General features: G+C 36.7%; 21 protein-coding genes and 2 pseudogenes. 8 read left to right on the top strand and 15 right to left on the bottom strand.

What is annotated here, in order from left to right; all coding sequences use genetic code 11:
* Positions 1–976: 976 nt before the first annotated feature.
* From IEV17_RS16685 to IEV17_RS16665, 5 genes are all read right to left on the bottom strand, one after another.
* A complete protein-coding gene (locus tag IEV17_RS16685; protein ID WP_000934717.1) occupies positions 977–2,242 on the bottom strand; it encodes a type II toxin-antitoxin system HipA family toxin in 1,266 nt (421 codons plus the stop codon).
* Positions 2,242–2,547: a helix-turn-helix domain-containing protein gene (locus tag IEV17_RS16680; protein ID WP_004658344.1), complete on the bottom strand. Its 306-nt coding sequence runs from the start codon at positions 2,545–2,547 to the stop codon at positions 2,242–2,244. Before IEV17_RS16680 ends, IEV17_RS16685 begins: the two co-directional genes overlap by 1 nt.
* A 919-nt stretch (positions 2,548–3,466) precedes the next feature.
* Positions 3,467–3,724 (bottom strand): hypothetical protein, encoded by a 258-nt coding sequence (locus IEV17_RS16675; protein WP_000896237.1) that lies wholly within the window; start codon positions 3,722–3,724, stop codon positions 3,467–3,469.
* 349 nt (positions 3,725–4,073) lie between these two features.
* On the bottom strand, positions 4,074–4,670 hold the full coding sequence (locus IEV17_RS16670; protein WP_004658347.1) for a putative adenosine monophosphate-protein transferase Fic: 597 nt from the start codon (positions 4,668–4,670) through the stop codon (positions 4,074–4,076).
* Between the two features lie 12 nt (positions 4,671–4,682).
* Positions 4,683–4,850, bottom strand: a complete 168-nt coding sequence (locus tag IEV17_RS16665; protein ID WP_002125865.1) for a YhfG family protein — start codon at positions 4,848–4,850, stop codon at positions 4,683–4,685.
* Positions 4,851–5,124: 274 nt separating this feature from the next.
* Here IEV17_RS16665 and IEV17_RS16660 point away from each other — a divergent pair, with 274 nt between their 5' ends.
* From IEV17_RS16660 to IEV17_RS16650, 3 genes are read left to right on the top strand one after another with little or no spacing between them, the layout of a single operon-like run.
* The gene (locus IEV17_RS16660) at positions 5,125–5,589 is read left to right on the top strand and encodes a hypothetical protein (RefSeq protein WP_000911011.1); all 465 of its coding nucleotides are present in this window, start codon (positions 5,125–5,127) and stop codon (positions 5,587–5,589) included.
* Positions 5,590–5,601: 12 nt separating this feature from the next.
* Positions 5,602–7,941, top strand: a complete 2,340-nt coding sequence (locus IEV17_RS16655) for a hypothetical protein (protein WP_004658352.1) — start codon at positions 5,602–5,604, stop codon at positions 7,939–7,941.
* A gap of 4 nt (positions 7,942–7,945) precedes the next feature.
* The gene (locus tag IEV17_RS16650) at positions 7,946–11,146 is read left to right on the top strand and encodes a tyrosine-type recombinase/integrase (RefSeq protein ID WP_004658355.1); all 3,201 of its coding nucleotides are present in this window, start codon (positions 7,946–7,948) and stop codon (positions 11,144–11,146) included.
* A gap of 325 nt (positions 11,147–11,471) precedes the next feature.
* Here IEV17_RS16650 and IEV17_RS16645 read toward each other — a convergent pair whose 3' ends face one another.
* The 6 genes from IEV17_RS16645 to IEV17_RS16620 form a co-directional block, all read right to left on the bottom strand.
* Positions 11,472–11,690, bottom strand: a complete 219-nt coding sequence (locus IEV17_RS16645) for a hypothetical protein (RefSeq protein ID WP_000550047.1) — start codon at positions 11,688–11,690, stop codon at positions 11,472–11,474.
* Positions 11,691–11,694: 4 nt separating this feature from the next.
* Complete coding sequence (locus tag IEV17_RS16640) at positions 11,695–12,990, bottom strand: Y-family DNA polymerase (protein WP_004658357.1); 1,296 nt, start codon at positions 12,988–12,990, stop codon at positions 11,695–11,697.
* Positions 12,991–13,004: 14 nt separating this feature from the next.
* On the bottom strand, positions 13,005–13,631 hold the full coding sequence (locus tag IEV17_RS16635) for a LexA family protein (RefSeq protein WP_004658359.1): 627 nt from the start codon (positions 13,629–13,631) through the stop codon (positions 13,005–13,007).
* A gap of 111 nt (positions 13,632–13,742) precedes the next feature.
* The gene (locus IEV17_RS16630; RefSeq protein ID WP_002046584.1) at positions 13,743–14,384 is read right to left on the bottom strand and encodes an SOS response-associated peptidase; all 642 of its coding nucleotides are present in this window, start codon (positions 14,382–14,384) and stop codon (positions 13,743–13,745) included.
* A 246-nt stretch (positions 14,385–14,630) separates the two neighbouring features.
* Complete coding sequence (locus IEV17_RS16625) at positions 14,631–15,737, bottom strand: ImmA/IrrE family metallo-endopeptidase (RefSeq protein ID WP_000482094.1); 1,107 nt, start codon at positions 15,735–15,737, stop codon at positions 14,631–14,633.
* A 12-nt stretch (positions 15,738–15,749) separates the two neighbouring features.
* Entirely contained in the window at positions 15,750–16,460 is a 711-nt protein-coding gene (locus IEV17_RS16620; RefSeq protein ID WP_001052588.1) for a hypothetical protein, read from the bottom strand.
* An 884-nt stretch (positions 16,461–17,344) separates the two neighbouring features.
* Here IEV17_RS16620 and IEV17_RS16615 point away from each other — a divergent pair.
* The 3 genes from IEV17_RS16615 (at position 17,345) to IEV17_RS16605 (ending at position 19,879) form a co-directional block, all read left to right on the top strand.
* Positions 17,345–18,031: a phosphoribosyltransferase gene (locus tag IEV17_RS16615; RefSeq protein ID WP_000484193.1), complete on the top strand. Its 687-nt coding sequence runs from the start codon at positions 17,345–17,347 to the stop codon at positions 18,029–18,031.
* Positions 18,032–18,424: 393 nt separating this feature from the next.
* Positions 18,425–19,624, top strand: a complete 1,200-nt coding sequence (locus IEV17_RS16610) for a tyrosine-type recombinase/integrase (RefSeq protein WP_000059658.1) — start codon at positions 18,425–18,427, stop codon at positions 19,622–19,624.
* A gap of 33 nt (positions 19,625–19,657) precedes the next feature.
* Positions 19,658–19,879, top strand: a complete 222-nt coding sequence (locus IEV17_RS16605) for a hypothetical protein (RefSeq protein ID WP_001986288.1) — start codon at positions 19,658–19,660, stop codon at positions 19,877–19,879.
* A gap of 252 nt (positions 19,880–20,131) precedes the next feature.
* Here the strand turns inward: IEV17_RS16605 and IEV17_RS16600 are convergent, their stop codons facing one another.
* Positions 20,132–20,383 (bottom strand): hypothetical protein, encoded by a 252-nt coding sequence (locus tag IEV17_RS16600; protein WP_004658363.1) that lies wholly within the window; start codon positions 20,381–20,383, stop codon positions 20,132–20,134.
* Between the two features lie 194 nt (positions 20,384–20,577).
* Between IEV17_RS16600 and IEV17_RS16595 the strand changes: the two genes are divergently transcribed.
* The gene (locus IEV17_RS16595; protein WP_004658364.1) at positions 20,578–20,799 is read left to right on the top strand and encodes a helix-turn-helix domain-containing protein; all 222 of its coding nucleotides are present in this window, start codon (positions 20,578–20,580) and stop codon (positions 20,797–20,799) included.
* Positions 20,800–21,049: 250 nt separating this feature from the next.
* Positions 21,050–21,379 (top strand): annotated as a pseudogene (locus IEV17_RS16590) (transposase); the annotation flags it as partial.
* Positions 21,380–21,426: 47 nt separating this feature from the next.
* Here IEV17_RS16590 and IEV17_RS16585 read toward each other — a convergent pair.
* From IEV17_RS16585 to IEV17_RS16575, 3 genes and pseudogenes are all read right to left on the bottom strand, one after another.
* The gene (locus tag IEV17_RS16585; RefSeq protein WP_005144680.1) at positions 21,427–22,131 is read right to left on the bottom strand and encodes an IS6 family transposase; all 705 of its coding nucleotides are present in this window, start codon (positions 22,129–22,131) and stop codon (positions 21,427–21,429) included.
* A gap of 121 nt (positions 22,132–22,252) precedes the next feature.
* Positions 22,253–22,618, bottom strand: coding sequence for a copper-binding protein (locus IEV17_RS16580; protein WP_004658366.1), 366 nt, complete (start codon positions 22,616–22,618; stop codon positions 22,253–22,255).
* Between the two features lie 33 nt (positions 22,619–22,651).
* A pseudogene (locus tag IEV17_RS16575) lies at positions 22,652–23,890 on the bottom strand (efflux RND transporter permease subunit); the annotation flags it as partial.
* Between the last annotated feature and the right edge of the window lie 98 nt (positions 23,891–23,988).

Genomic DNA, 23,988 nt, shown 5'->3' with positions numbered 1-23,988 from the left:
GCTAAAGCGATAAAAGCTACATGATGGCCAGTACTGAGCACTGGCGATCTAAGTCAATGCTGCAGTTCTCATCATCATTGGAATAAGTGGACAAATTCCTGACACGGAATACTATAACTGAGGTCACTTAAATGGGATGCATAAGTTATGTAAGTTACGCCACTTAAATAAGTTGATGTGCTAAAGCGATAAAAGTGGCACTGTTGGAAATATAGATTTAAGTCGATGATTTTTCCTTTAAAAAAAGTACTTAAAGACGGCTTTGTTGCACAAAGCTGTTTGTAAGGTCTGATTCAGCAATATAATTTCCGAATGAAGAAGCCAGCAACTAAAATCTACCGTACAACGAATTGGTCCGCATATAAACTCAGTGCGAGAAACTTTCAGAGCCAAGTGAATGAGATAACACTAAATATAAAAAAAATGGAAGAATAATTTACTAAGTTATTGTTTTTAAGTTGATCCTTGTTTTATATGGGGGTGATAATAACTTCTGATTACTAGTTTTTACCTTAAATATACCGATTGAAAGATTCATTTAAAGGCTATGAATACATGAGTTTTACAGTTTGGCTAGGTCAGCATGAGTACTTTTCACAAGATTTAAGATCGACCATGAACGTGATTAAGTTATAGGGGATTGATGAAATAGTTTTTATGAATTTCTGGCTTTCTGGGCTGATTTTATCAAATTCATGTCTATGCAAAATTGCGACATATTTCTCGTGCTGGTAGTTATCCAGAGTTTGGTCTGCATCTATCCATAGTGCAGACCTTTTTTTGGTGACAGTTTTTTCTTAGTGATTTTCGATCTGGATGTAGTGATTTCACGTTTGCAGAATATATCTTGGCGGTGATCCATCTAATATTCGTGATTATAAAGAGAGCTAATTCACAGGTTCTACAGATTATGTAGCGACTAACTATATCAAAGTCTATTTGCAGTTGATGGTTGGCGCTTAGTTTATATTTACGCTTAGGTTTCAGTTAAAAAATCAATATTCTGTTGAATCCGTGATTGAATCATCTGTAGGGTAGATTCTCGAATTTGATGGGGATACAGGCGCTGCGCAATTTGACTAAATTGAAGTGCAATTTCACGCATGGTCAAGATGATCTCATCGACTTCTAGAGTAGTCAGATTAGCTTCTGAAGTACCGAGTTTATGTATGTCATTTCGGGAAATATTGAGCGCTTCTCCCATAATGTCCATTTGATGATAACCACCTGGACCCTCGCAGAAGGTCACATCATAGGCTGGAGCCAATTTCCATTGACCATTTTTCTCCATGAGAAATGAAAAGTTCTTAGTATGGTCATCCCGATTATTGAAAAGCACATTAAACACAGCACGTTTAAAAGCATGCAATCTTTCTCGTACATCTTGCGTACACATCAAGGTTGCCCGGAGAAAATTGCGATAGTCTAGGCTACCTGGAACTTTATAGTCTGCTCCTGTATATGCAGCCAAACTCTGCATTGGAATCCGCATACCATTTTGACGATCGAATCGTTTAGAAGCAAAAGCCGTTAAACCATTGGGCAAATTAAAGAAATGGGTATCTGGAGTCTCAATTGCACAAAGTCGCAAACATTCTGCATAGACGGCTTCAATGGCGCAGACTTCAGGATGCTCTTGCTGAGCAGGAAACTTAATCAGCCAGGCTTCATGTTGATCAGAATCTTGAGTCGAAAACTCTAAATTGACAGGATCTCGGTAAACCAACGCTTTTGGTCTGGCACCTTGAGGGGAGCCACCCATGACCAATAAATGCTGTAGAAATTCACCACCTTCACCTTTGAGTACTTCTTGAACTTCCTGGGCCAGTTGTTGTAAAGGGATATTTTCTGAGGTTTGCATGTCAGCAACACAAGGTTCAAAGGAGAGGGCACCCATTGCGTGACTACTAATATAGGTCAGACGCTCCAAAGGTCCAATTCGTGCTGAATTTAAGCCAATTTTTTTGAAATATCGATCCATCAACATCATGCCCCAACCATCTGGTAAAGCGTCATAGACTGGACCTGGGAGTCCCATTTGATGAGTAGGAAAACCTTGTCTGAATGGTAGACCTTTTAAAGGCAGCAAGTAAGAAGAGAGCTCAACACCTTGCTGTATTGCTTCTGGACTATATTCAAAAGCAATGGTGGGTCTACCTGTCGTGGCTGTTGAACTAATCAGCGTTCCCCATAACCATGATTCGCCCCAACCGTTGTAATAAACATTAAGTCTATTGAGCATTATCCCTTCCTCTTAATACGGTGGCGCTTACTTTGACTCTCATAGCGAAGAATGTCATTCACACTGTTAAGCTGAGGTTTAAATAGTTCCTGAAGTTCGTTTAATCGACCCAAGACCATTGCAATACGGACTAAATTTTCAACAGATACATTTCGTCCCGCTTCAAGATTCGAAACTGTATTCACGCCGACACCAGCGCGTGCTGCTACCTCAGTTTGAGACATCTCCAGAAAGAGTCGTTGCTTACGTAAACGCTCACCTAAAAGAGTCACAACTTCTTCTGGTTTAGTGAAAAATAAATCCATTAAATTGGGTCTTAAGAATGAATAATTTAATTAAATCACAAAATAATGGAATTAATCTATAGCTATAGTGTGGCTAAGGAGGGCTTTGTTGCACAGCACATCAGAAGGGTAGGTATAGTCCTTGGGTATCGGTTACAGAAAATCATCAGGATGTACTTTGACTGATTGTTGATACGGAGATTTCAGTATTTTCATTTTTCCTAATAGGTCACATTACTTAGAAAGGGTTCTTCGAAAATTAGTTCATACTTTAAAAATCCTATAAATATTGAGGATATTTTCTTAATGCTTTCAATATAGCATGCGGCTATATGTAACTCGAACGGGCTTAATCTGCCTTTCAGTATAAATTTTTTGGGCGTGAGAGGGGAGAGGTGTGAGGGCAAGCAATTTATATCGTGGATACTTCTAAATTACTTATGTAATAGAAGGTGGTAAACATGGATTTAGAGGTAATAACACTAAATATAAAAAAATTGGAAGAATAATTTATTAAATTATTGTTTTTATGTGGTTATTGGTGATGTTATGAATAATAATAACTTTTTCTTGATGAATTTTACCTAAAAAAATTGATCAGATAATTTTCTTTAAATGTCACGCATACATAAATTTGACAGTTTGAAGGGATCGGTATGTGCATTTTTCACAAGGTTAAAGATCGACCATAAATGTGATAAACGGCAGAGGATCATTGAAAAATGAATGGATTTAAACACTACATGTATGCACGAAAAAGAGTATCGCTGCGGTTCTGCTGACAGGCTGTATTGAGCATTGAATGCAAATGATGTAGTAATTGTCTACAGGCTATAGGACCAGCATGAAGAAGAATGAAATGTAGTTGCCAATTTATAACCTTGGTTGAAAAGCATAGCATTGTTATTCGGAGAAGTGAGGTAAGCCATCCTTCTCTTATTCATTTAAAATGATTCTTACTCAACTGATCTCGACTCATGGGCTGGTTCAAATTAGACGGATAATAACTTCCATCCCCTATCTTTTTCTTACCACATTTCTTGCATTTAATCCCTTCTTTGGAGATTTGATTCAGCATCACTGTTGTCGGTTGAATCAAATCAATGACATAGTTCGTTGGTTCAGGAAAAGCAGAAGAGGCTGCTTTATTGCAAAAGAGAACATTCGGATCAAATGGATTGGATTGCACAAAAGCCATGATACATCCACAGAGTAATTCACCTGCATGTAATCTGTAACATCCATTCAGGTCATCAGACGAAGATTAATCTGAAATTTAAGCACTAAACGCCATAAATCTATGTATGGGCAGACTTTTTTGAGACATATGTTGATAAACATGCGGCAAGTTACATTGCTTAAAAGTCTATCTAAGTTAACGATCTATTCAATTCTGGATAAGTAATCTGAATATTACGATCCTAAATTACCCGAAGAGTATTAAGATTTCTAAGAATCGTGATTGTTGGTTTATTTGGGAAATTAATCAGTGGATTGAAGCAAAGATGATGGCTCATTAAGGATTGTGGGCTTCGACTACTTAAATTTTAGGTATTTTGAATAAAGCATATTTCAAAAATCTTAATTAATGGATTTAAATTACCATAAAAACCTTCAATATTGGCTTGAATCCATTGTTGTTGAGAGTCAATGCGAGACCAATCAATACCATAACCACAATGAGCAATCAGATGCTCAAAGAAAATCCGTTGTGTACGTCCATTACCTTCACGGAATGGGTGTATGACATTAAGCTCACAATACAAGTCGGCAAGTTGAGGAATCAGTTGTTGTGGTGCTAAGCCTTGAAAGTATTTTTTTTCTTGAAGCGGTTTGAGTAGTTTATTGGTTTCAATTTCAATACGGGAAAAATTACAAAAACGGGTGTCACCTTTGGAAATATCGATTTGTCTTAACTTTCCTGCCCAGTCGTATAAGTCGCCAAAGAGCTGCGCATGAATTGATTTTAAGTATTGTAAGTCGTAAGGTGGTTCAGCATATTCAATTAAGTTACTTGCCAATCCAGACAGTTCTAGTTCAGCTTGTTCTAAAATTTGTTCATCATGAATATTGAGTTTGTTCTTTAGGATATTTGTGCCAGGGTAACAATACAGGCTGTCACCCATTTCCCCATATTTATCCATACATGCACCTGACTAAGTTTCGGGTTGCGAATACTTCTTATATTTTTGCAAGATTTCAGCTTTACTTTGTTGAGTTGTTTGAGCTGTCGTTGTAATGCCTTCAAGCTTTAGGCTGGCTTGATAGTTTTGCGCACGTGTCGCTTGAATATATTTTTTTTTCTGTTCAGTGGTTCTGAGCATTTCGAAACTCCATTGATGCTACACGTGAAGTAAGTATAGCAGAGAATCTTTTTGATCAATGCTGCATACACAGCATTTCAAAATGTAATACAACGGTATTGTTTCATGTAATAACAGAAAACTAAAAAAAAGTGGAAGAATTTTTAAAATTTAGACCACCCATGATAAGTAAACCATATGTATTTGTTGATAATTGTAATTTTGAGAAAATTTAGTTGATAAATTAAATGAATTTTAATATACAAAGATATGCTCATTTTTTATATCGATAAAAATGTTAAAATTTGACTATTTAGTAAAAAATATAGAGATATTTATGGGGCAATTTATCATGCCCTTTTGCTTTGAGCGACAAAATGTTCAATTTAAGATAGTAAAAATTAACTCAGAACTACTGAAAATCAAAAAGATTAAACAGAGCCAGAAAGTAGTAGTACAAGCAAAGTTCAAAATAATCTATGTGAAAATTTGGCAAAAAATATTGCTATTAATGCAAACGGAGCCATGCTTACGTGTACATTCTAATTATGTTGCAATCTTACAGTTGATACATAATCTTGATGATTTTATCGAAAAATCACAGCAACACTTGTGCTTTGAGAGAAAAGCTCAGAAAGAGCTGGATGCTAAATTTTTTGCTAGATTTTTTAAGCTGACAAAGAGTTCAATAAAAGATCAACTTTTACCAAATTGTTCAGATCGTAATGAATTTAACCAATGCAATTTGATAAAAAATTAAGCGAAAGCGAATATGCCAAAGATTGAAACAGAAGAGCAATTCTTAGATTTAGCAGAAAAATTCCAAAAAGATTATTGTTTATTACGCAATCATGTTGTGAATACACAATTTGTCGATCTATCAGATGATTTACGTGAAAAAGCCCATGCTCTAAATAAGGAAGCACAACAGATATATGGCTATATATCTAGTTCTAGACAATTAGGTAAATATTATTATCTAGCTTCTTTAAGTTATTTTGCATGCCCGACTACTAGTAATACTCAAGAGCTGTCGTCTGAACGTTATTTGATTCTACAAGCGAGTTTTTTAACATATCGGCAGTATCAAGAATTTGCAAAAATTGATAAAGCTGAGAATAAGCAAAAACATGTTTGTGATCTCTTTCGCTATGTATCACGATATGTTCTGGATTCTAATCATGCTGAATTATTTCAAGAATGCAGTGAGCTACTAAATCGCTATGTCATGTACGAACGTAACTTGAAAAAGGAGGATCGTAATCAACTTTTTAATATTAAAGATTTCAAACAAGTACAAGCCATAGAGTATTTATCGGCTCTATTAATAATTTTTAAAAGACTTGATGATCGTCGTGTTGTTCATCGTCAGCGTAAGTCAAAAAAAAGTAAAGTTTTGCAATGGCCGACGAAAAATGAACTCAAAAAATTTCGTGAAATTAAAACGGGTAAGCAAGTAGATATTGGACATAACGCAAAGATCAGTTTTTATGATGCCGCTCTTCACAAAGATGAAGAGGGTGAAGTTGATCTATTAGATCCTGAAATGGAGTTTTATTCAGAAGATGAAAAGTCTAAAAATTTAAATTATATACTCAGCGATAATGCGACGCATCTAATGCGGCATCGCCAGCGCCGTCATGCTCCTTTTGTTACAAATCCACATTATTTGGCGCCAGATATACTGAAGCAAATTGTTTATGTGTTGAGAACCGAGTTATCCGGGCACTGGAGGGATGCTGCAATCGCTGCAGCATGTTTATTGTCACTTTTGACGGGATTATCACCCGTCGCACTGATGGATTTTAACGAGCTTATTCAAGATGGAATTTTGATCCAGAATGGTTCAAGTAGACGTCGCGAATATTTACTCAAATTAAATCTTAAAATTACAGAGCAGAAGATTAAGAGCTTAAATCATGTGCGGTGGAATGAAGTGATGACACATCAACTACATTTACCTTCTGCTTGGTTTGACTATATAGAACAAGCATCGAATCCACTAATTTCATCAACACACATTAATACGAAACTTAAGAATTGGCTTGATAATCGGTTTGTAGGTTCGATCACTGTAGAAAAACTGCAGGCTCAATTATATTTTCATATATATTATGAAACATATAATGAATATCTTGCTCATGTAATTGCTGGGCGGGATAGTCAGCATCACATGCCTGGTATCTATTATGGCGGGCTACCGAAAACTCAACTCAGTAGCACATATCTAGCCTTTTTAGAAAAAGCACTTACACCACATTCCACACATTTTACTGAAGACACGGCTGAACTAAAAATATTGCAACAACAATTCAAAGTGCAATCTGCATTATCTATAGGAAGGATAGGGAGCCAACTGGCACTTGAACCCAATTTTGTGAAAGAGCAATTCCATATTTTACATAGACATTGTCACGAAAACATCCAAGAAGATAAGCACATTATTAATCAACTTAATGCATATGCGTGTTGGATGTGGCATATCAGTTTGTTGAGTTTGGCAAGTCGGCCTAAAAAAAACCTGTTGGGGAATTTGGATGATTATTGTGTTGAGCTCAAGCTTTTATATGTGAATGATAAAAAAAATAGTAAAGCAAGAAAAGATGGTCGTTTTATCCCTTTATCTGATTTTTTCATAAAAACACTGCAAAATTACACTGCCTTTTTAGAACAAATTATTGAAGCGTACGGTTCATTTTTTAGACAAGTCTTTGCAAAGAAGAAGATAACTGTAAATGATCTTTTTGGTAAGGTCATTTTTAGTAAAGATATCTTGCCGATAACTGTCAAAGAATGGCAGAGCAGGAAAATTAAGTTAATCCCTTTATCGAGAAAATGGGTGAATTCATATATGCAAGGAGTCTTTCCAAAGAATATGTATTCGAATTGGTTACGTCATTTTGACATGAACTTTTTGATGCATGAGCAGCAAGAGGGTAAACCAGCATTAGCTTTTCACTTAATTCAGGCCCTGTATGGTCATGACCAACGTGACCGAGAGGCTTTTCATCCGCATTCTTCACTTATCCCGAATGTCTATGTACAGCAAGCCCGCCAGCAATTGCAAGATAATGTCAAATCTTTATCGATTAAACACTTAGAGCGAAAATAGTTGTATGCAAAAAATCAAAGAACTAATAAAACCACAACTAGATGATCTATTTGTTGATATTCATAAAATGGTGAAAAAGTCGCTAGATAGACAGCCTTCTCCACCTGAAGTATTGACGAAAGAAATGCAGCAAAAACTTGATCAGCAGATCGCTGAAAAATGGCATGACATTAAAGATAGTGTTGATTGTTTGAGTCAAAAGTTGAGCCGAGACGAACAATCAAAACTGATGCAATTTACTGAAGATGAATTTAATAAAAGAAGGAAGCAATTCAACCAGAATGTAGATAAAAAATCATACAGAATTAAGCTAAATCCACATACTAAACGGATCGTACTGCCTAGAAAAATTGAGAGTACAGAGTCACGGTTAGAACAGGGGCATCTACATATCCATGTACTTAAGGAATTAAGGCAGTATTGGCAAGATTCATTTGAATATTGGAATGAACCAAAGTACTTATGGGGAAATTTATGCTTAAGTTTTATATATATTTCAGGCTGTGCAGATGAACAGCATTTGATTGCTATTCAGAAGCAATTGCAGGAGGCCATTGAGCTTGGTACAGATCTGAATTGTTTTCGGTTATACCATTCGGACTACAAAAAAATCACTAATCCATTGTTACTACATTATCGTGTTGAAAACTCTCAATATGGCAACGATGTAGAACAGGGAAAGTTGTACCAATGGAAACATGTTTTTTTTAACCCATATGCGCAGTTCATTTTGCAATATTTAAAAAAGTTGAAAGCTACTCAGAAAGAATTTTGTCTGCAACATTCAGTTGAAGATTGTATTTTAGAAAGCTTGAGTAAGATAGGCAGGAAAAAAAGTCTTGGGGATCTGCAATATCAAATTAAACGCCGTGGATTTCGTGCATTTAATGATGTGCAAATGGTACTCGAATTTAATCCAAACCTCAGCATAGATATATTTTTGAGTAATGTGCTTCAGCAAGAGATTAATACTGTTGCTTTAAGGCCATCCGAATTTAGATTGCTGTGGAATAATGATTACAATCAAGTCACAGAACCAGATAATCGCCCTATTCATTTTGAACAAGAGCAGTTACTTCCTGAAGTTCCGACTGTTCAAAGCAAATTACAAACGATTCCGTATGAGTTGATGTTGTTTGGTCAAAAGAAACGTAAAGGTCAAAAAGTTGAGCGTTTAGATAAAAAGAGGAATAAAGAAGAACGCACGCTACGTTTTTGGCAAGAAACTAGAAGGGTGTTAGAGGAGAAGATAGTTGATGCTAATACGGAGGAAAAGTCTTTAATTGATGCTCAACTACGCTTAATTCACTGGTTAATGCATTTAAAAAAACGAGGGCTTCAATTATCAACTATTGAAAGCTACTTAGGATCGTTTGGCAAAGAATTTATATTTGAGATTTGGCTCAATAAATTAGATTTAAAGCAACAATCCATAGATGACTATGAGGATTTATATCGGCAGCTATTGAAATACAGCAGTGAACGTGATGAAAAAGCAGTTCAACGAGATTCGGTGAAAGGAAAAACCTCTCGTAAGATGCACCAAAGCGCAGAATACCGTTTTGGTCGCCTAAAAGATTTTCATCAATTCTGTATAGAGAATTATGATGCTCCAGGGGTATTGGTGTTACAGAATTCAAGTTTTAAGCATTTACAAATTTGCAATGCACGGCTAGTGAGTCCTTTGCTATTTGGCAAATTATTGGAAAAACTAGAAAATTTAAGTCAAGAGCCAACGGCATCAGAGTGGGTCGATCATCTGAGTTGTTTAAAGCTGATGTATTTACTAAGTTATAGAACTGGACTTCGATTAAATGAAGTTCGTTGTCTTAAAATACAAGATATTATTTGCCCAGAGCTACTTTATAAAGAAAAAGAAAATACAGTTTTTAATAATATCACGCTTCATATCCAAGACAATTCATATCGCCGTCTGAAAACGCGAAGTGCGAATCGTCAAATACCATTGAAAATTGCATTGTCAGAACATGAGTTTTTAGTAGTACAACGTTACATACAACATCGTTATGAGCAATATTTGGTTAATCAGCAGGATGATCTACTTTTTAGTGTGAATCATCGTGTATTAACTGATCAATGTATCAGCAAAATTACAGTAGATTTGTTTAGTCAAATATTAGGTATGCATCATGGCTTTAGTTTTCATACATTACGCCACAGTGCTGCTAACTATCTAGCAATAACTTTGCTCGGTTCAAAAGAAATGATCAAGACCTACACAGATTGTCCTTGGGTAAAAGCAAAAAAGATGAGGGATTTATTGTTTGGTATGAAAGCACGTGCTCAAGAAGAGATTATTCAACATAAATGGCAGGTGCTCGCCTCTTGGATGGGGCATAGCAGTATTGAGCAAACGGCTTCAAATTACCTTCATGTTTTGGATTTATTAGCAGTCGATCGAATTTATAATTCGCCGTGTATCATTTCAAAAAAAGTATTAGAACAGTGTTTTAGTCCAGTGAAGTCAAGTACAGACTACATAAACCTAAATCGTTATACTCAGCAGCAGAAATGGTTTAATTCTTATCAGCAAACACAGCCAGTTACGATGGCTGGCCGACAAGAAAAGAAGTTTAGTATAGAGAAGAGTACTCTGACACCTTTTCAACGTTTGATAAGTTTTAGAGAAGGTCGTTTAAGCGAAGATACCCAAGCTCAAGAATGGATGCAACGATGTCAATGGATGAGCACTAAATGGATAGATCGCCAAAAATTTAATTTAAAAACGAATTATGTTTATAGTAAGAATTTAGAAGAGAGTTGGTTTGATGAACTTTACGAAAAGGCTAAAAAACTGACTCGTCCAGATGAAATAATTCCTCTCCTTGATTTTCATTATAAAGATGATAGGCAGCAAGATGCACTGAAAGAAAAGAACATGGTTAAGGCGCTTAAAATATTATTATTATTTGGAAAACTGCGTAAGAATTTTCTACATTTTCAATGCCGAATGAAAGGTGATGAGCAACAAATTGTTAATTTTATTACTGGTATAGAGCCAATGTTAGGAGATCATCTGTATTTAGAAAAACAAAACTACCCAGTTAATTTGGATGCTCCTGAGCGAACCGTTAAATTTAGTTTTCAAAGAGTTGTCGGCTCTAACAAAAAAAATGTTACTCCGCTGGTTATATTTAATTTAATGTTAAAAATGATGCAAAAAGATGAACTCTGGTTGAAATAGCCTAAGCAAACTAAAAGGGGAATTGTTTAAAAATCTCTCTGGTTATAAGTAAACTGTCTTTATGAAAAGCATCATACTAACTTTGATTCATAATAAAGGGAATTTAAAAGCTTTAGCATCACAATTTGGTCACTGGATTTTAGACAATAGTGTAAAGATTAGCACTTTGGTAAATCGATGAGCTAAAGTGTTGTAGTCCAAACTCGATCTGACAATTACCCATTTTTTAGTGTGCCCGTCAGGTTAAATTTGAACTGAATTTTTCTCAGCCCAAATTCATTTCCAATCAAGTTATGTTTCAAGTGGCGTGCGAACACTGCACAATTTAATTCACGGTGCCTAAGACAGGTATCAACTTCGGACCAGCCATTCTAGCTTTGCTAATGATTTCCACCAGCTCATCATAAGTCAGTTCAAACTTATCCTCACTATCAAATACATAGACCATATTCTTGCCTTCATGTTCAGGTGGAGTAGGTGGTACAAATCGTTTCGGGATAAGAATTTGTGCGAGTTGTTCGTCAGTTAATTTAAATAAGTGCATGTTTTTATCCTACTCTTGGTAAGTCAGACCATTTGGTTAAATACGAAGGTGATCTAAGGTTTTGATTCATGTGCCATGTGGCTTCTTTATTGTTGGCAATGCCTAGCGTGACGAGATTCTTCCCAAACCGTTCACTGATGGCTTCGATGGCATCTGAAAGCCTTTCTCGCTCTTGCTTATGTGAATAGTCCGTGAATAGATCGGGCACAAACTTGGATTGATCTGTAATTTCGAGCAGCACGATTCCCGCCTTTTTATACTTAAAGCCTTTCTTAAATATCTGATCGATGCCTTTCATCGCGGCCTTGGTGATGAGCAGTAGATCATCCGTATGCTCATGCATTTGAACGACGATGTAAGGCGAGTAGCGCTCTGTCTTATCAAAGCGACTGGTTTGGATATACACGCCGATCATCTTGCAGATTGAGCCATCTTCCCGCATTCGTTTCACGGCTCTGGCCACATAAAGCCGAACCGAAGCTTTAATGTCATCCATTTCATACACTGGGTTGCCATATGAACGGCTGCTGATGATTTGCTTCTTCGCTACAGTATCATCACTAAGGTCAATACAAGAAAGGCCCTGTAGCTCAAGCACCGTCTTTTCCATCACGATACTAAACTGCTTTTTGATTTCTTTAGGATTGGCATTGATCAGATCCAGCACAGATTGAACACCCATAGTATTGAGCTTCTTACAGTTCTGTCTGCCTACGCCCCAAACCTCAGACACATCAACCTGCGCGAGTAGCGTTTCTGCAGAGCATGGGTCCATATGGGCCAGATTACAGACCCCATTGAAGAACTTGTTTTTCTTGGCGAGATGATTGGCAATCTTGGCTTCGGTTTTAGAGCGACCAATTCCAATACAGCAGGGTAGGCCTAACCAACGCCAAGCCTTAGTCCTCATGTCTTGAGCATATACAGTCAGGTCAAATAGATGCTCGTAAGCTGTGAGCTTCAGAAAGCATTCATCAATGGAATAGACCTCTTGATCTCCTGGTGCAACATAGTCCCCAAGCAGCTCCATAAAGCGCTTGGACATTTCGCCATATAAGGAGAAATTACTGGATAGCACCTGAATGTTATGTTGTTTGATCAGCTCTTTAATTTGGAATACAGGAACACCCATCTTGATGCCTAAGTCTTTCGCTTCCTGGCTTCTGGCCACGGCACAGCCGTCATTGTTGCTGAGCACAATGGTTGGGCGATCATTCAAGGCAGGATTAAACACACGCTCACACGAGACGTAGCAATTATTCACGTCGACTAACGCGAATATTTCATTTTCACTTTGCATGGTTATTCTTCTTTTTATGAGCGGTGATAAATACGCTTTAAATTAAAAGTCACCACACCCCAGATTGATATGGTCTGACTATCATCAGGAATGATGTGATTGTAATTCGAATTTTCAGCCTTCAACCAAAGTTCTGGAAGCGGATAATCTTCATCTCCAAATATTTCTTTGATTTCAGACTTGGCCATCTTATTGGTGATCATCAGCCGCTTAATGGTCGAGGCATTGTCATCAATCAGGGCAACCACGATATCGTAATGCTTGACTTCAATACTGCGATCAATAATGATTGGATCATTAATCTCTAGGCCAGCATCGAGCATGGATTCACTGTCTACATAGGCAATAAAAGTAGAAATAGGGTTGTGAATCAGGAACTCATTCAGATCGAGTGCTTTGTCTTGCTCATCCTTGGTGCTGAAGGCCGGACCTGCAGGAATACGCTCTAAAGAGACGGGAATAGATACTTTGGATTTGGGTAGGACAGCAGTAAGCCCTAATTTTTCAACAAGCTCATTTTGAACAGCGATTTGTTCAAGCACGGTGTTGATGGTAGGACTTGGTTTACCCTCTGGACCCATGAGCTCTTGTAAAGATGACCATGCGTCGTCAGAGAAGTAAATAGGCAACTTCTTAGACATGAGATACTCCTACGCTACGAGGCGTGTTTGGAAGTAGAATTTGTTTAAATAGGATATTACTAACAGCGTTTAAAATTCAAATTTAAAAAGTTGTGGATAAACAAGGATGCGTCAGAATAAGACGTTTTGTTTCTGCTCATCGCGTGGAAATGTGACGAATTCATCGGGCATTTGAAAGAAATATTCATGCGCATGTTCATGATCGGCTGTTAGCCAGTCTTTTCTGTACTGTTCTGGAATAACGATGATGGATCGCTTCTCATCCTTCGGTGCATGGAATTGTTTCATAAAAGGGTGATGGTCCGAATTGATGGTCAACATTGAAAAGGAACGTACCTTATTGCCATTAATCACTGCATCATCATAGATCCCTGCAACAGTAAAAGGCTGATCATCTTTACGCTTGATGGTGTACCAGTGTGGCTTGCCATTGATGTATTTCGGCTCATAAAATTCTTGTACTGGGACTAGGCAGAACTTGCTGTACTTCCAAGCATGTCGAAAGCTAGGCTTATCTGCTACAGACTCAGTTCTGGCGTTATAAGTATGACTGCTGAACTTCAATTCTTTCGCCCAGCTCGGTAGTAATCCAAACTTTGCAATATCAAGCTCTAAGTGATCTGAGCCGTTCAGAATGATTGGAGCATGATAGGAAGGGAATACATGATCCTTAAGCTCAAGATCAAACTGGCTTGTATCGACACCTAAGAGTGTCAAATTTCTTTTATTTGGAAATAGGTAATTTGAGCACATAGCCTGATCACATAACTAAAGAATTTATCTGAAATTGTATACGATGCTTTATGGAACACATGGGATTTATGGTGTCAGTTCAAGTAGGCTATATGAAAAAAGTCATGATGGGGCAAGTTACATTTTCAGTTAAAGTATGACTTATGGGATGCAAAACTACGTTGGGCGTGAAGTCATAAAAAAATTAATCAGGATTTTGCATAAATAGTGCGCCGTAAGGCGCATTATTTTTAAGGAAGGTTTGTATTACTCGACAATATATAACTTATGTTTTTTCTTCGGGGGCTCAACTTTAGCTAAAGCATCAAATGTTAATTGATTAAAATCTTCTTCAGAGATTCCAATTTCATCAAGCATTTTATTTTTATCAAAAGATGGTTGTGAGGCTAAAACAGAGATAATTTTGGGCAACATCAAACTCTCATCTCGATGAGTTTCTTCAGGTTCATTAATGTTGTAGCCCAACGAATTGATCTTTATAGAGTTACTACGATTAACCCAATCACTAACTAATCCCAGCTTGTGAGCTTTATAGTTAATAGCCTTCAGGGATGTTCGCCAAATCTTTTTATACTCAATCATATTTTCTAGTGAAAAATAGCGTGGAGCAGTAGAAAGAAATGCATCTGTTGGCATTAAAAATTCAGATGAAAATTGATCCGCTTCAGTTTCGAGAACACGATTATCTTTCTCGACACGAATTTTTTTGTTATGCGTATGCATAACGATATGACCAAGTTCGTGTGCACAATCGAAGCGGGCTCTTTCGGCAGACTTAAATGTATTTAGAAATATGAAAGGGCTACCACTTTCATCATCAAAAAAAGATAGTGCATCAATTTCTCGAATTTCAGTCGGTAATCTAAAGACACGGATTCCCTTTAGCTCACACAACGAAACAATGTTATTAATAGGTTGATTACCTAAAGCCCATAAACCTCTCAACTCTGACGCTAGGTGATCGGCATACTTAGATTCACCCAAAAACTCAGTAATATCTAAATCAGGACGGTGAAAAGTAGGTAACTTTACTTTCTGATTTAAGTACTTGTTAATATTTATTGCTAAAAGAGTATATGCCTCATTAGCTTTTCTATGCTGTGCTTTAATACGAGCAACCGATCTATAGAAGATTTGGTCTGTTTCATGTGGTTGTGTGTCATTACCTGCAAAGAATGACTTGGGTAAATTTAATACACGGCATATATCATCTTGATCATTTTCATTGATTTCTTTATCCACGTCTAAAAGTTGCTTTACCTTAGAGATAGAGCAACTCAATTTTTCTGCGAAATCGGTATTGCTAAGTCCTCGTAATTCTTTAGCAATACGTAAACGATCTTTATTAAACACATTAACCTCAGATTAAACTACAAGCTGAATATCAAAATCATCTGGTTTAATTTCATTAGATGGTTCCAATACTGGCTTAGGATCAGTTTTTACAGGAACTGTATTATCTATTTCAAATGCAATTCTGCAAGTATGGTCACTTGGTAAAATTGAAATTTTTTTCGCTTTTAAGTCCTGTACGAAGCTAGTTGGGTATGCAAATTCAAAAGGAATATTTGGGATATCAATGTCTTTATAGGCTGGATGTGATGCTGAAGGAAAGTATAAAATCCATGTTCTCAATTTTGTCTCATCATCATAAGCAGACTGATTCTCCTTAATATTATTTAATGTCATTAATCCTTTTTCACAGTGTGCTGATACAACTTGATCAGCTAACCCCAATGCAATATTCCCGCTCATAAAGATAATTTGTATTTTCTTTACTGTATTCTCAATTCTTGGCTGGCTGTCATTGTGGAATATCCAAGCAGGATCAGATTGTCGAAGCAGTAAAGCAATCTGTTCTCCAATTTTTCCCCATCGTGCAATAAAGCGTGCACGGTTATAGTGAGTATTTGTTCTATAGTCAGCATCACCGATCATAATTGCGTTTCTGACTAACTCGAGATCAGGTAATCCTAACTGTTTAGCTTTTTTGATAGCATTTTCACCTTTGAAAAAATCACATGGCGTGGGTTCAGAAGGTTGGATTGATTCTTCATCAAGGAGATTTAAATTCATCTTAAAAGTTATCCTAAAGTAGCGAATGTCTTTTTTATAACATCTTTTGATGTTTTAAAAAAGACATTTTTATAAATGTGTGCTATCTTCACTTACAACTTGATAATAAGAATTTTGGAGAAGAGACGTTGAGTAACTTATTCATTAATCATAAAAATTGTCCTGAATGCGGTGGCCGTATCAAAGGCTATTATTACTACTGTGGGCAGTGTGGTAGTCAAAATGTTGTAAACTGGAAGCACACGGGGATATTTTTGTTGATTGCTGGAAAGATTTTTCTGGTTGCTATGCTTTTTTTGCTAAAAAATTTTGTTCAAATCCATTTTTTTCACAAGTTTCATTGTGCTAATTTTTTAAATAATTCATAGAGGTTGATAGTAAAATGAAAGTTAAAGATTTAATTAAATAATTAGAAGAGTTTGATCTGGAATTAGATGTTTTAATTGCTAATGAAGAGAACAAAATCATTGGCATAAAAACCCTAGCCCGATTCTTTGAAATAAGCTATGTTTCTTTTGTTCATCCAGAGACACAAAGAAATGATATGGAAAGAAATGTTGAATTTACCTTTTTAGGAATGTCGACTAAAGACTCTAGAGTTATTGTTTTTATTGACGTTGTTCCATAATTTTCAAGTAGTCAAAATGAGTATACAATATTCATGTGATGCAAGAAGATACAACTGGATAGGATGGGCCCATAAGTATTTGAAGCTGCCTCGTGTATGATCATGGGGACTGTCCAAACAAACGGCTTTTGAGAGTGCTGCCTGATACGAAAAATAATATCCAAGAGATGCTAGCGGTAAATTTAGTGTAAAATTTAATGCTAGCCATCATTAAAACTTATTTAAAAATATGAAGTTATATCGCACAGATTGGAATATGTTTCCTAAAACGGTTATTGACCGTGGTCTTGGAGATGCAACCTCTCATTACATGTATGAAGCTGCTAAAGCAGGGGATGTTGAAAGTGCGTATATTTTAGCTAAAGATTTAGTTTCGGATGAGGCGATTGCTGAACTAGAAAGAATTATCGATGGTCGGGAAACTATTATAGTACCTGTACATGCTGAGGAAGCAGTCGGTCGTAATATGATTCCTTTAGCTACTTCAGCAGTTATAGCAAAGAAACTTGGGCTTGAAGTTGATACGAATATAGTTCAAGCTATAAAAGTATCAAGAACTGGCGGTGATGGGTGGCATAGATTAGCCAACCCACCAGCATTTGATGGGACAATAAACAATGATAAATGTGTTATTATTGTTGATGATACCCAGACCCAAGGTGGTACTTTTGCAGCATTAAAAGGTCATATTGAAACAACTGGGACGAATAAAGTTATTGGAGCATATGCACTGACGGGTAAACAATACTCATCACAATTAGCTCTAAGTAAAGAAACTCTTCAGCAATTGAGGGATGTATATGGTAATCTTGAAGCATGGTGGAAATCGATTTACGGGTACGATTTCGAAAGGCTCACAGAGTGGGAAGCAAAGTATATCCTCAACTCTCGTAAAACAGCTGACGAAGTCCGAGATAGAATCATTGCGTCAAAACAAACGTGATGCTTATGCACTTATGATGAAAATGAATTAATTATTATTTAATTAAGTTAAAAGACTGCTATATAGCGGTCTTTTTTGTTTTTGAGCTCTACAAATTTTAATGAGTACATATAGTTACTTTTATAAAAATGATAATAAAGGGTAGAGGAGGTCATCTAAGAATTTAAAGCACAAGACTTATTTAACATTGATGACAGAAAAAGTGAGTTGTTGGGAACTTAAAGAAGAGGTGGTACTTATAATGGTTACTAAAATACAAATACTTAAAATATTAAATATATAAAACAATATATTACAATTTTATATGATGCGTAGTGTACGCATCATATATATTTTCTTCTATTTTGATATAATGGATCTCGTCAATCCGCTGATAGGTTTCATTTAAATTTCATGAGTCTTACTGAAATTAAAGTTCGCCAAGCTCATTGCAAGGAAAAAACTTGTTTTTTATCCGATGAAGATGGACTTAGCCTGAAGATTGAGCCGACTGGAAGAAAATCTTGGTGCTATCGCTATACAGATCCACAAACAAAAAAACGTCGCCGCATTCAGTTGGGGCTTTATCCTGATTTATCGCTGAAAAAGGCACGACAAGTCAAAGATGACTTTAAAGACAATAATTATTGTTTTGAGCATGATACTGTCTCTAATGTCATCACCTTTCGTAAGGTAGGGGAGGAGTGGCTGCAGTTCAAACTGAAAAATGCATTTAATGATTCACCCCGCTGCGGTGTACTACAGTTAGCAGAAAGATGTTTACAGCAAGATATTTATCCAGACCTTCAGGATTTACCTTTTCAAAACATCAAGCGTTATGACCTGGTTTCAGTAATCAAAAAAATAGAGGGACGCCAAGTAAAAGAACCTGTCAAGAAAGCTTGTAGTTATTTGAACCAAATTTATGACTACGCTGTAGCGATGGGTTATTGTGAATTCAACATCGCGCATGGTTTAAATAAAATCGCCATTAACAGTAAAATCAAGAAGAATTATCCGTATTTGAAAGCGGAGGATATATCAGATTTTAAGAAAAATTTATTAAAATTGGATGCCCATCCGATTATTAAAAAAGCACTGCTGTTCAAATTACATACTGGCGTGCGAGGGGCTGAATTGTTATTGGCTGAGCCTCATCATTTTGATTTAAATGAAAAAATCTGGAAAATACCTGCCTTGCATATTAAACAGTTTCGACGAAAAGTCATATTAGGCCATGAGATTCCCGACTTCTTAGTTCCACTTTCAGATCAGGCTTTAGATATTTTAAAAGACGTCATGCAATGGTCATACGGTGAAAAGTACATTTTTGCTAGCCCACGGAAACATAATCAACCGATTCATTTTAATACATTAAATATGGCTATACGTAAGATGGGCTATGGAAAACATCAATTATCCTCTCATGGACTACGTTCCACTTTTAGTACCATTTTGAATGACTCAGGTTTGTTCCAGGATAACTGGATTGAGGCACAACTTTCACATATTGATAAGAACCGTACCCGTGCCAGCTATAATCACGCTGACTATTTAGCCCAGCGGACTGAAATGATGCAGTGGTGGGGTGATTATTTAAGTACTGCTAAGTGAAAATCGTACTTTTATACATAGACTTAAAACATTATGGGGTTTCAAATGGATAGTAAACAATATACTTGCCGTGTTACATGGTCAGCAGAATATAATGAGTATGTTGGGTTGTGTGCTGAGTTTCCATCATTGTCTTGGCTTGATGCGGATCAGTCTAAAGCATTCTCAGGAATAGAGGAGCTCGTTGCTGATGTTGTCGCTGATATGATTAGCAATAATGAAAAAGTTCCTACACCACTCTCCGGGAAAATATAGTAGGCAGTTTGTTGTCCTTGTTCTCAGTGGTTCAACAAAAACTAGCCCTCGAAGCCGCAGAACGTGGCGTGGACATAAATTGTTTAGTATCAGTAAAAAGAGCGATGTAATTTTAGTACGAGTGAGTGATAGAGCAGGAACCTATGCTTCATATATTCAGTAAATGGTATGTTTTTGAATTAATAGGTATTTTTAAATAAAGCTTTCTTTGATTTAGTGCTTTTTATTTAATAAATTAATTTTAAAAACAACTTAGGCTAATTGATAAACACTATCTGGAAAGATTAAAAGAAAATATTTTTTAATTTCTGCTAATTCATTTAAGGCAGGTTCCCTTTCAAGCAGTTGAAATGTCCAAATAAGTACAGCCTGATGATTATCATAGCAAGTATTTACTCCAAGAAAATTAGCCATTCCATAACTTCTATTGATGTTCATTTCTTTAATTAATTGATTTCCTAAGTCACGAGCTTGCTGGCTGATCAATAACTCATTTGGTAACACGGCGGTCATCTCCACAAAATAATCTAATGCAGGTTCAATCCTTATATTTAAAAAGTTATAATTTAGTTGAAATGGATAAAATATACTTTCTATAAGTTGTAATAACCTGCTGTAGGTTAATTTTAGCAAAGTATTACTCAGTCAACAACTTCAAATAACCCACAGCAAGTTATTTTTTGTAAATTAATTTAAATATGATTACTTGTAAGTTATCTAGCCTCATGGGCGATAGAAAAATTTTAAAATTAAGTGAAGTGGTGCATGCAACAGGTATCAATCGCAACACGCTCACAAGTATGTATTATGACCGTGCTGTACGTATTGAATTACCAGTCGCCGATAAGTTGTGTAAGTACTTTAACTGTACGATGAATGATTTGTTTGAGTTTAAGGAAGAAGTTGAAGAAAAAGATTAACTTAATACTTCGTTTGATAAGTTTTTCGAAGAAAAAGACTAGCCAATACTTAGTTTGATAAGTTTTTCTCTGCAGATCTAATATTGAATTTTATAAAATATCATTACAAACAGATACTAATTTCATTACTTCTAAAATGAAATCAATCGAATGGTAGAGTTTTTTTGCTATTTGCATTTTAAGGTGGGATTTTGAGGCCTTGTTGCGCAAACCTACCGATAAGGTCTTATACAGCAATAGCCTAACCTAAATTTATCGTACACCGAATTGGTCATCCTACAATCATGCTTTGATCAATCATGGTAATTTTACAATTTGGTTTGATACTAAGATTCAATGATATTCGCAGTCACAAGGAAAACATGGTCGAAATCAAACTTATTCTGACATAGCCATTCAGTGCTATCTCATGATTAAATCCTTATTTCGTCTTTCTGTATGCATGGTGACTGGCTTTGTCCAAAGCTTGATTAAACTTTGCGGATTAGATTGGACAGCTCTGGATTATTCAACCATTCGCAGAAGACAAAAGCATATTGATATTCAAATTAGCTATGAAAAGAGTTGCAATGGACGGCACTGTTGCAAATAGAGATTTGAGTCGATGATGTTCCCTTTAAAAAGTACTTAGAGACCGAAAACCCTGTTGATTAGACACACTTCACCCTGAGGCTGACCATAATAAAATGACGATGCTTGTCCTTTACGTAGTGCACGCATGACTTCAATACCTTTAATTGTGGCATAAGCCGTCTTCATAGATTTGAATCCTAATGTGGCCCTGATGATCCGCTTTAGCTTGCCATGATCACATTCAATCACGTTATTTTTATACTTAATCTGCCTGTGCTCAATATCTACTGGACATTTTCCTTCTCGCTTTAATCGTGATAAAGCATGGCCATAGGTCGCTGCTTTATCTGTATTGATGACCCGTGGAATTTGCCATTTTTTCACCGTATTGAAGATCTTTCCTAGAAAACTATAGGCTGATTTGGTATTACGTCTAGAAGAAAGATAAAAATCAATGGTATCGCCACGTTGATCGACTGCACGATACAGATAAGACCATCGTCCATTCACTTTTACATAGGTTTCATCAATATGCCACGAGCTCAGATCTGTAGGATTACGCCAATACCAGCGTAAACGTTTTTCTATTTCAGGAGCATAACGTTGAACCCAACGGTAAATAGTCGTGTGATCAACATTCACACCCCGTTCGGCCAGCATTTCCTGCAGTTCACGATAGCTAATGCCATATTTACAATACCAGCGCACAGCCCAAAGAATGATTTCGCCCTGAAAATGCCGACCATGGAAAGGATTCATATGCTGCACCTTTAGCTAAAACAGTCTTCAGCTTACCATTCGTGGTTATTTGCAACAGTGCCTATAAAAATGCCAATAGCGTCTAAAGGATATAGCACTATTGGCACCATATACTAGTACATTATGAATTCTTAGGCTTTACAGCGATGATTATATAATTTTCTCCTTCTGCTTTTAATTCAAAGTCAACTTTATCTCCTACAGTTAAACCATTTAATAAGGATGGGTCAGCAACTTTAAAGCCCATCTTCATTGCTGGCCAATTAATCGCAGGAATTGCTTCATGGTCGAGTGTTAAAATATTTTCTTTCGTATCAATAGCAGTAATCACGCCAACGGCTTGAGCCGTTGTAGCGGTAGAAGACTCCTTATTCATCTGCTCCATAGGTGCGTCTGCTTTCTTCTGCTCTGATGCTTCATTTTTACTACATGCGCTTAATGCAGCAATAGTGGTAACAAGAGCAATAATTTTCATGAATTTCAACATAATAAAACCTCTTTAGACGAAATAATAAAACGATCAATGTGTTGATAGTTTTCTTTTGATTAAAAGCTGATATACAGCCGGGATAACAAACATTGACAGTAGAGGAGCTGAAATCATGCCCCCAACCATAGGTAAAGCAATACGGCTCATCAATTCAGAACCTGTCCCAGTCCCTAAAAGTATAGGAATTAAGCCTGCCAAAATGACGGCAACCGTCATGGCTTTAGGACGAACGCGTAGTACAGCTCCTGTTCGGATTGCATCATTGAGTTGTTGCTTCGTTAAGGATGTCGTTGAAGAAGATAGGTTTTGCTGTGCATGTTCAACTGCTTGCTTCAAATAGAACAACATGACTACACCAAACTCAGCAGCAACACCTGCAAGTGCGATAAAACCAACTGCAATCGCAACTGAAAAGTGAAAACCGCTCAAATACATGGCCCATATACCACCAATCAAAGCAAAAGGTAGCGTTGCCATAATCAGAACTGCATCTTGTACTTGTCTAAAAATCAAATAGAGCAGTAGAAAAATAATCATCAATGTAATTGGAATGATGACTTTTAAACGCGCATTAGCACGTTCCATAAACTCAAATTGCCCTGAATAGCTAATGCTCATGGCAGAGGAGCGTTTTACTTTTTGATCAATAGACTGCTTCAAATCTTGCACAACCGAAGCTAAGTCACGTCCTTGTACGTCTACATAAACCCAACCACTAGGGCGGGAATTTTCGCTCTTCAGCATTGGAGGGCCATCTGTAATTTGAATATTGGCAACACTACTTAATACAATTTGTTGTCCAGATTCAGTTACAATCGGTAAATTTCTCAAAGCTTCCAGTGAGTCTCGAATCTCTCGTGGATAACGTACATTAATAGGAAATCTTGCTAATGCCTCAACAGTTTCTCCAATATTTTCCCCACCAATCGCAGATGATACAATTTGCTGTACATCGTTGATATTGAGGCCATATCGTGCAGCCTGCATACGGTTAATATCGACATCAACATATCGACCACCTGTGAGTCGTTCAGCTAAAGCCGAGCTAACACCGGGTACCTGTTTAGCCACTTGTTCAATTTGCTGTGCTACCCGATCAATATCTTGCAGATCATTTGCTGAAATCTTAATCCCGATTGGGCTTTTCACCCCAGTTGCCAACATATCAATCCGGTTACGAATAGGTGGCACCCAAATATTCGTTAAACCCGGTACTTGAACAGCCTTATCCAATTCTTTGATCAACTTGTCAGGTGTCATACCTGGGGTCGTCTCAGGAAACGGAAAATATAGCACGCTAAGGATTTTCACTCCGACTTCTTTTAACGATATCCAACACGGTATTTTTGCTTAGATTGACCAGCCGA

Source organism: Acinetobacter modestus (genome assembly GCF_014636095.1).
Classification (GTDB): domain Bacteria; phylum Pseudomonadota; class Gammaproteobacteria; order Pseudomonadales; family Moraxellaceae; genus Acinetobacter; species Acinetobacter modestus.
This window is presented reverse-complemented; position numbering and strand designations above follow the sequence as displayed.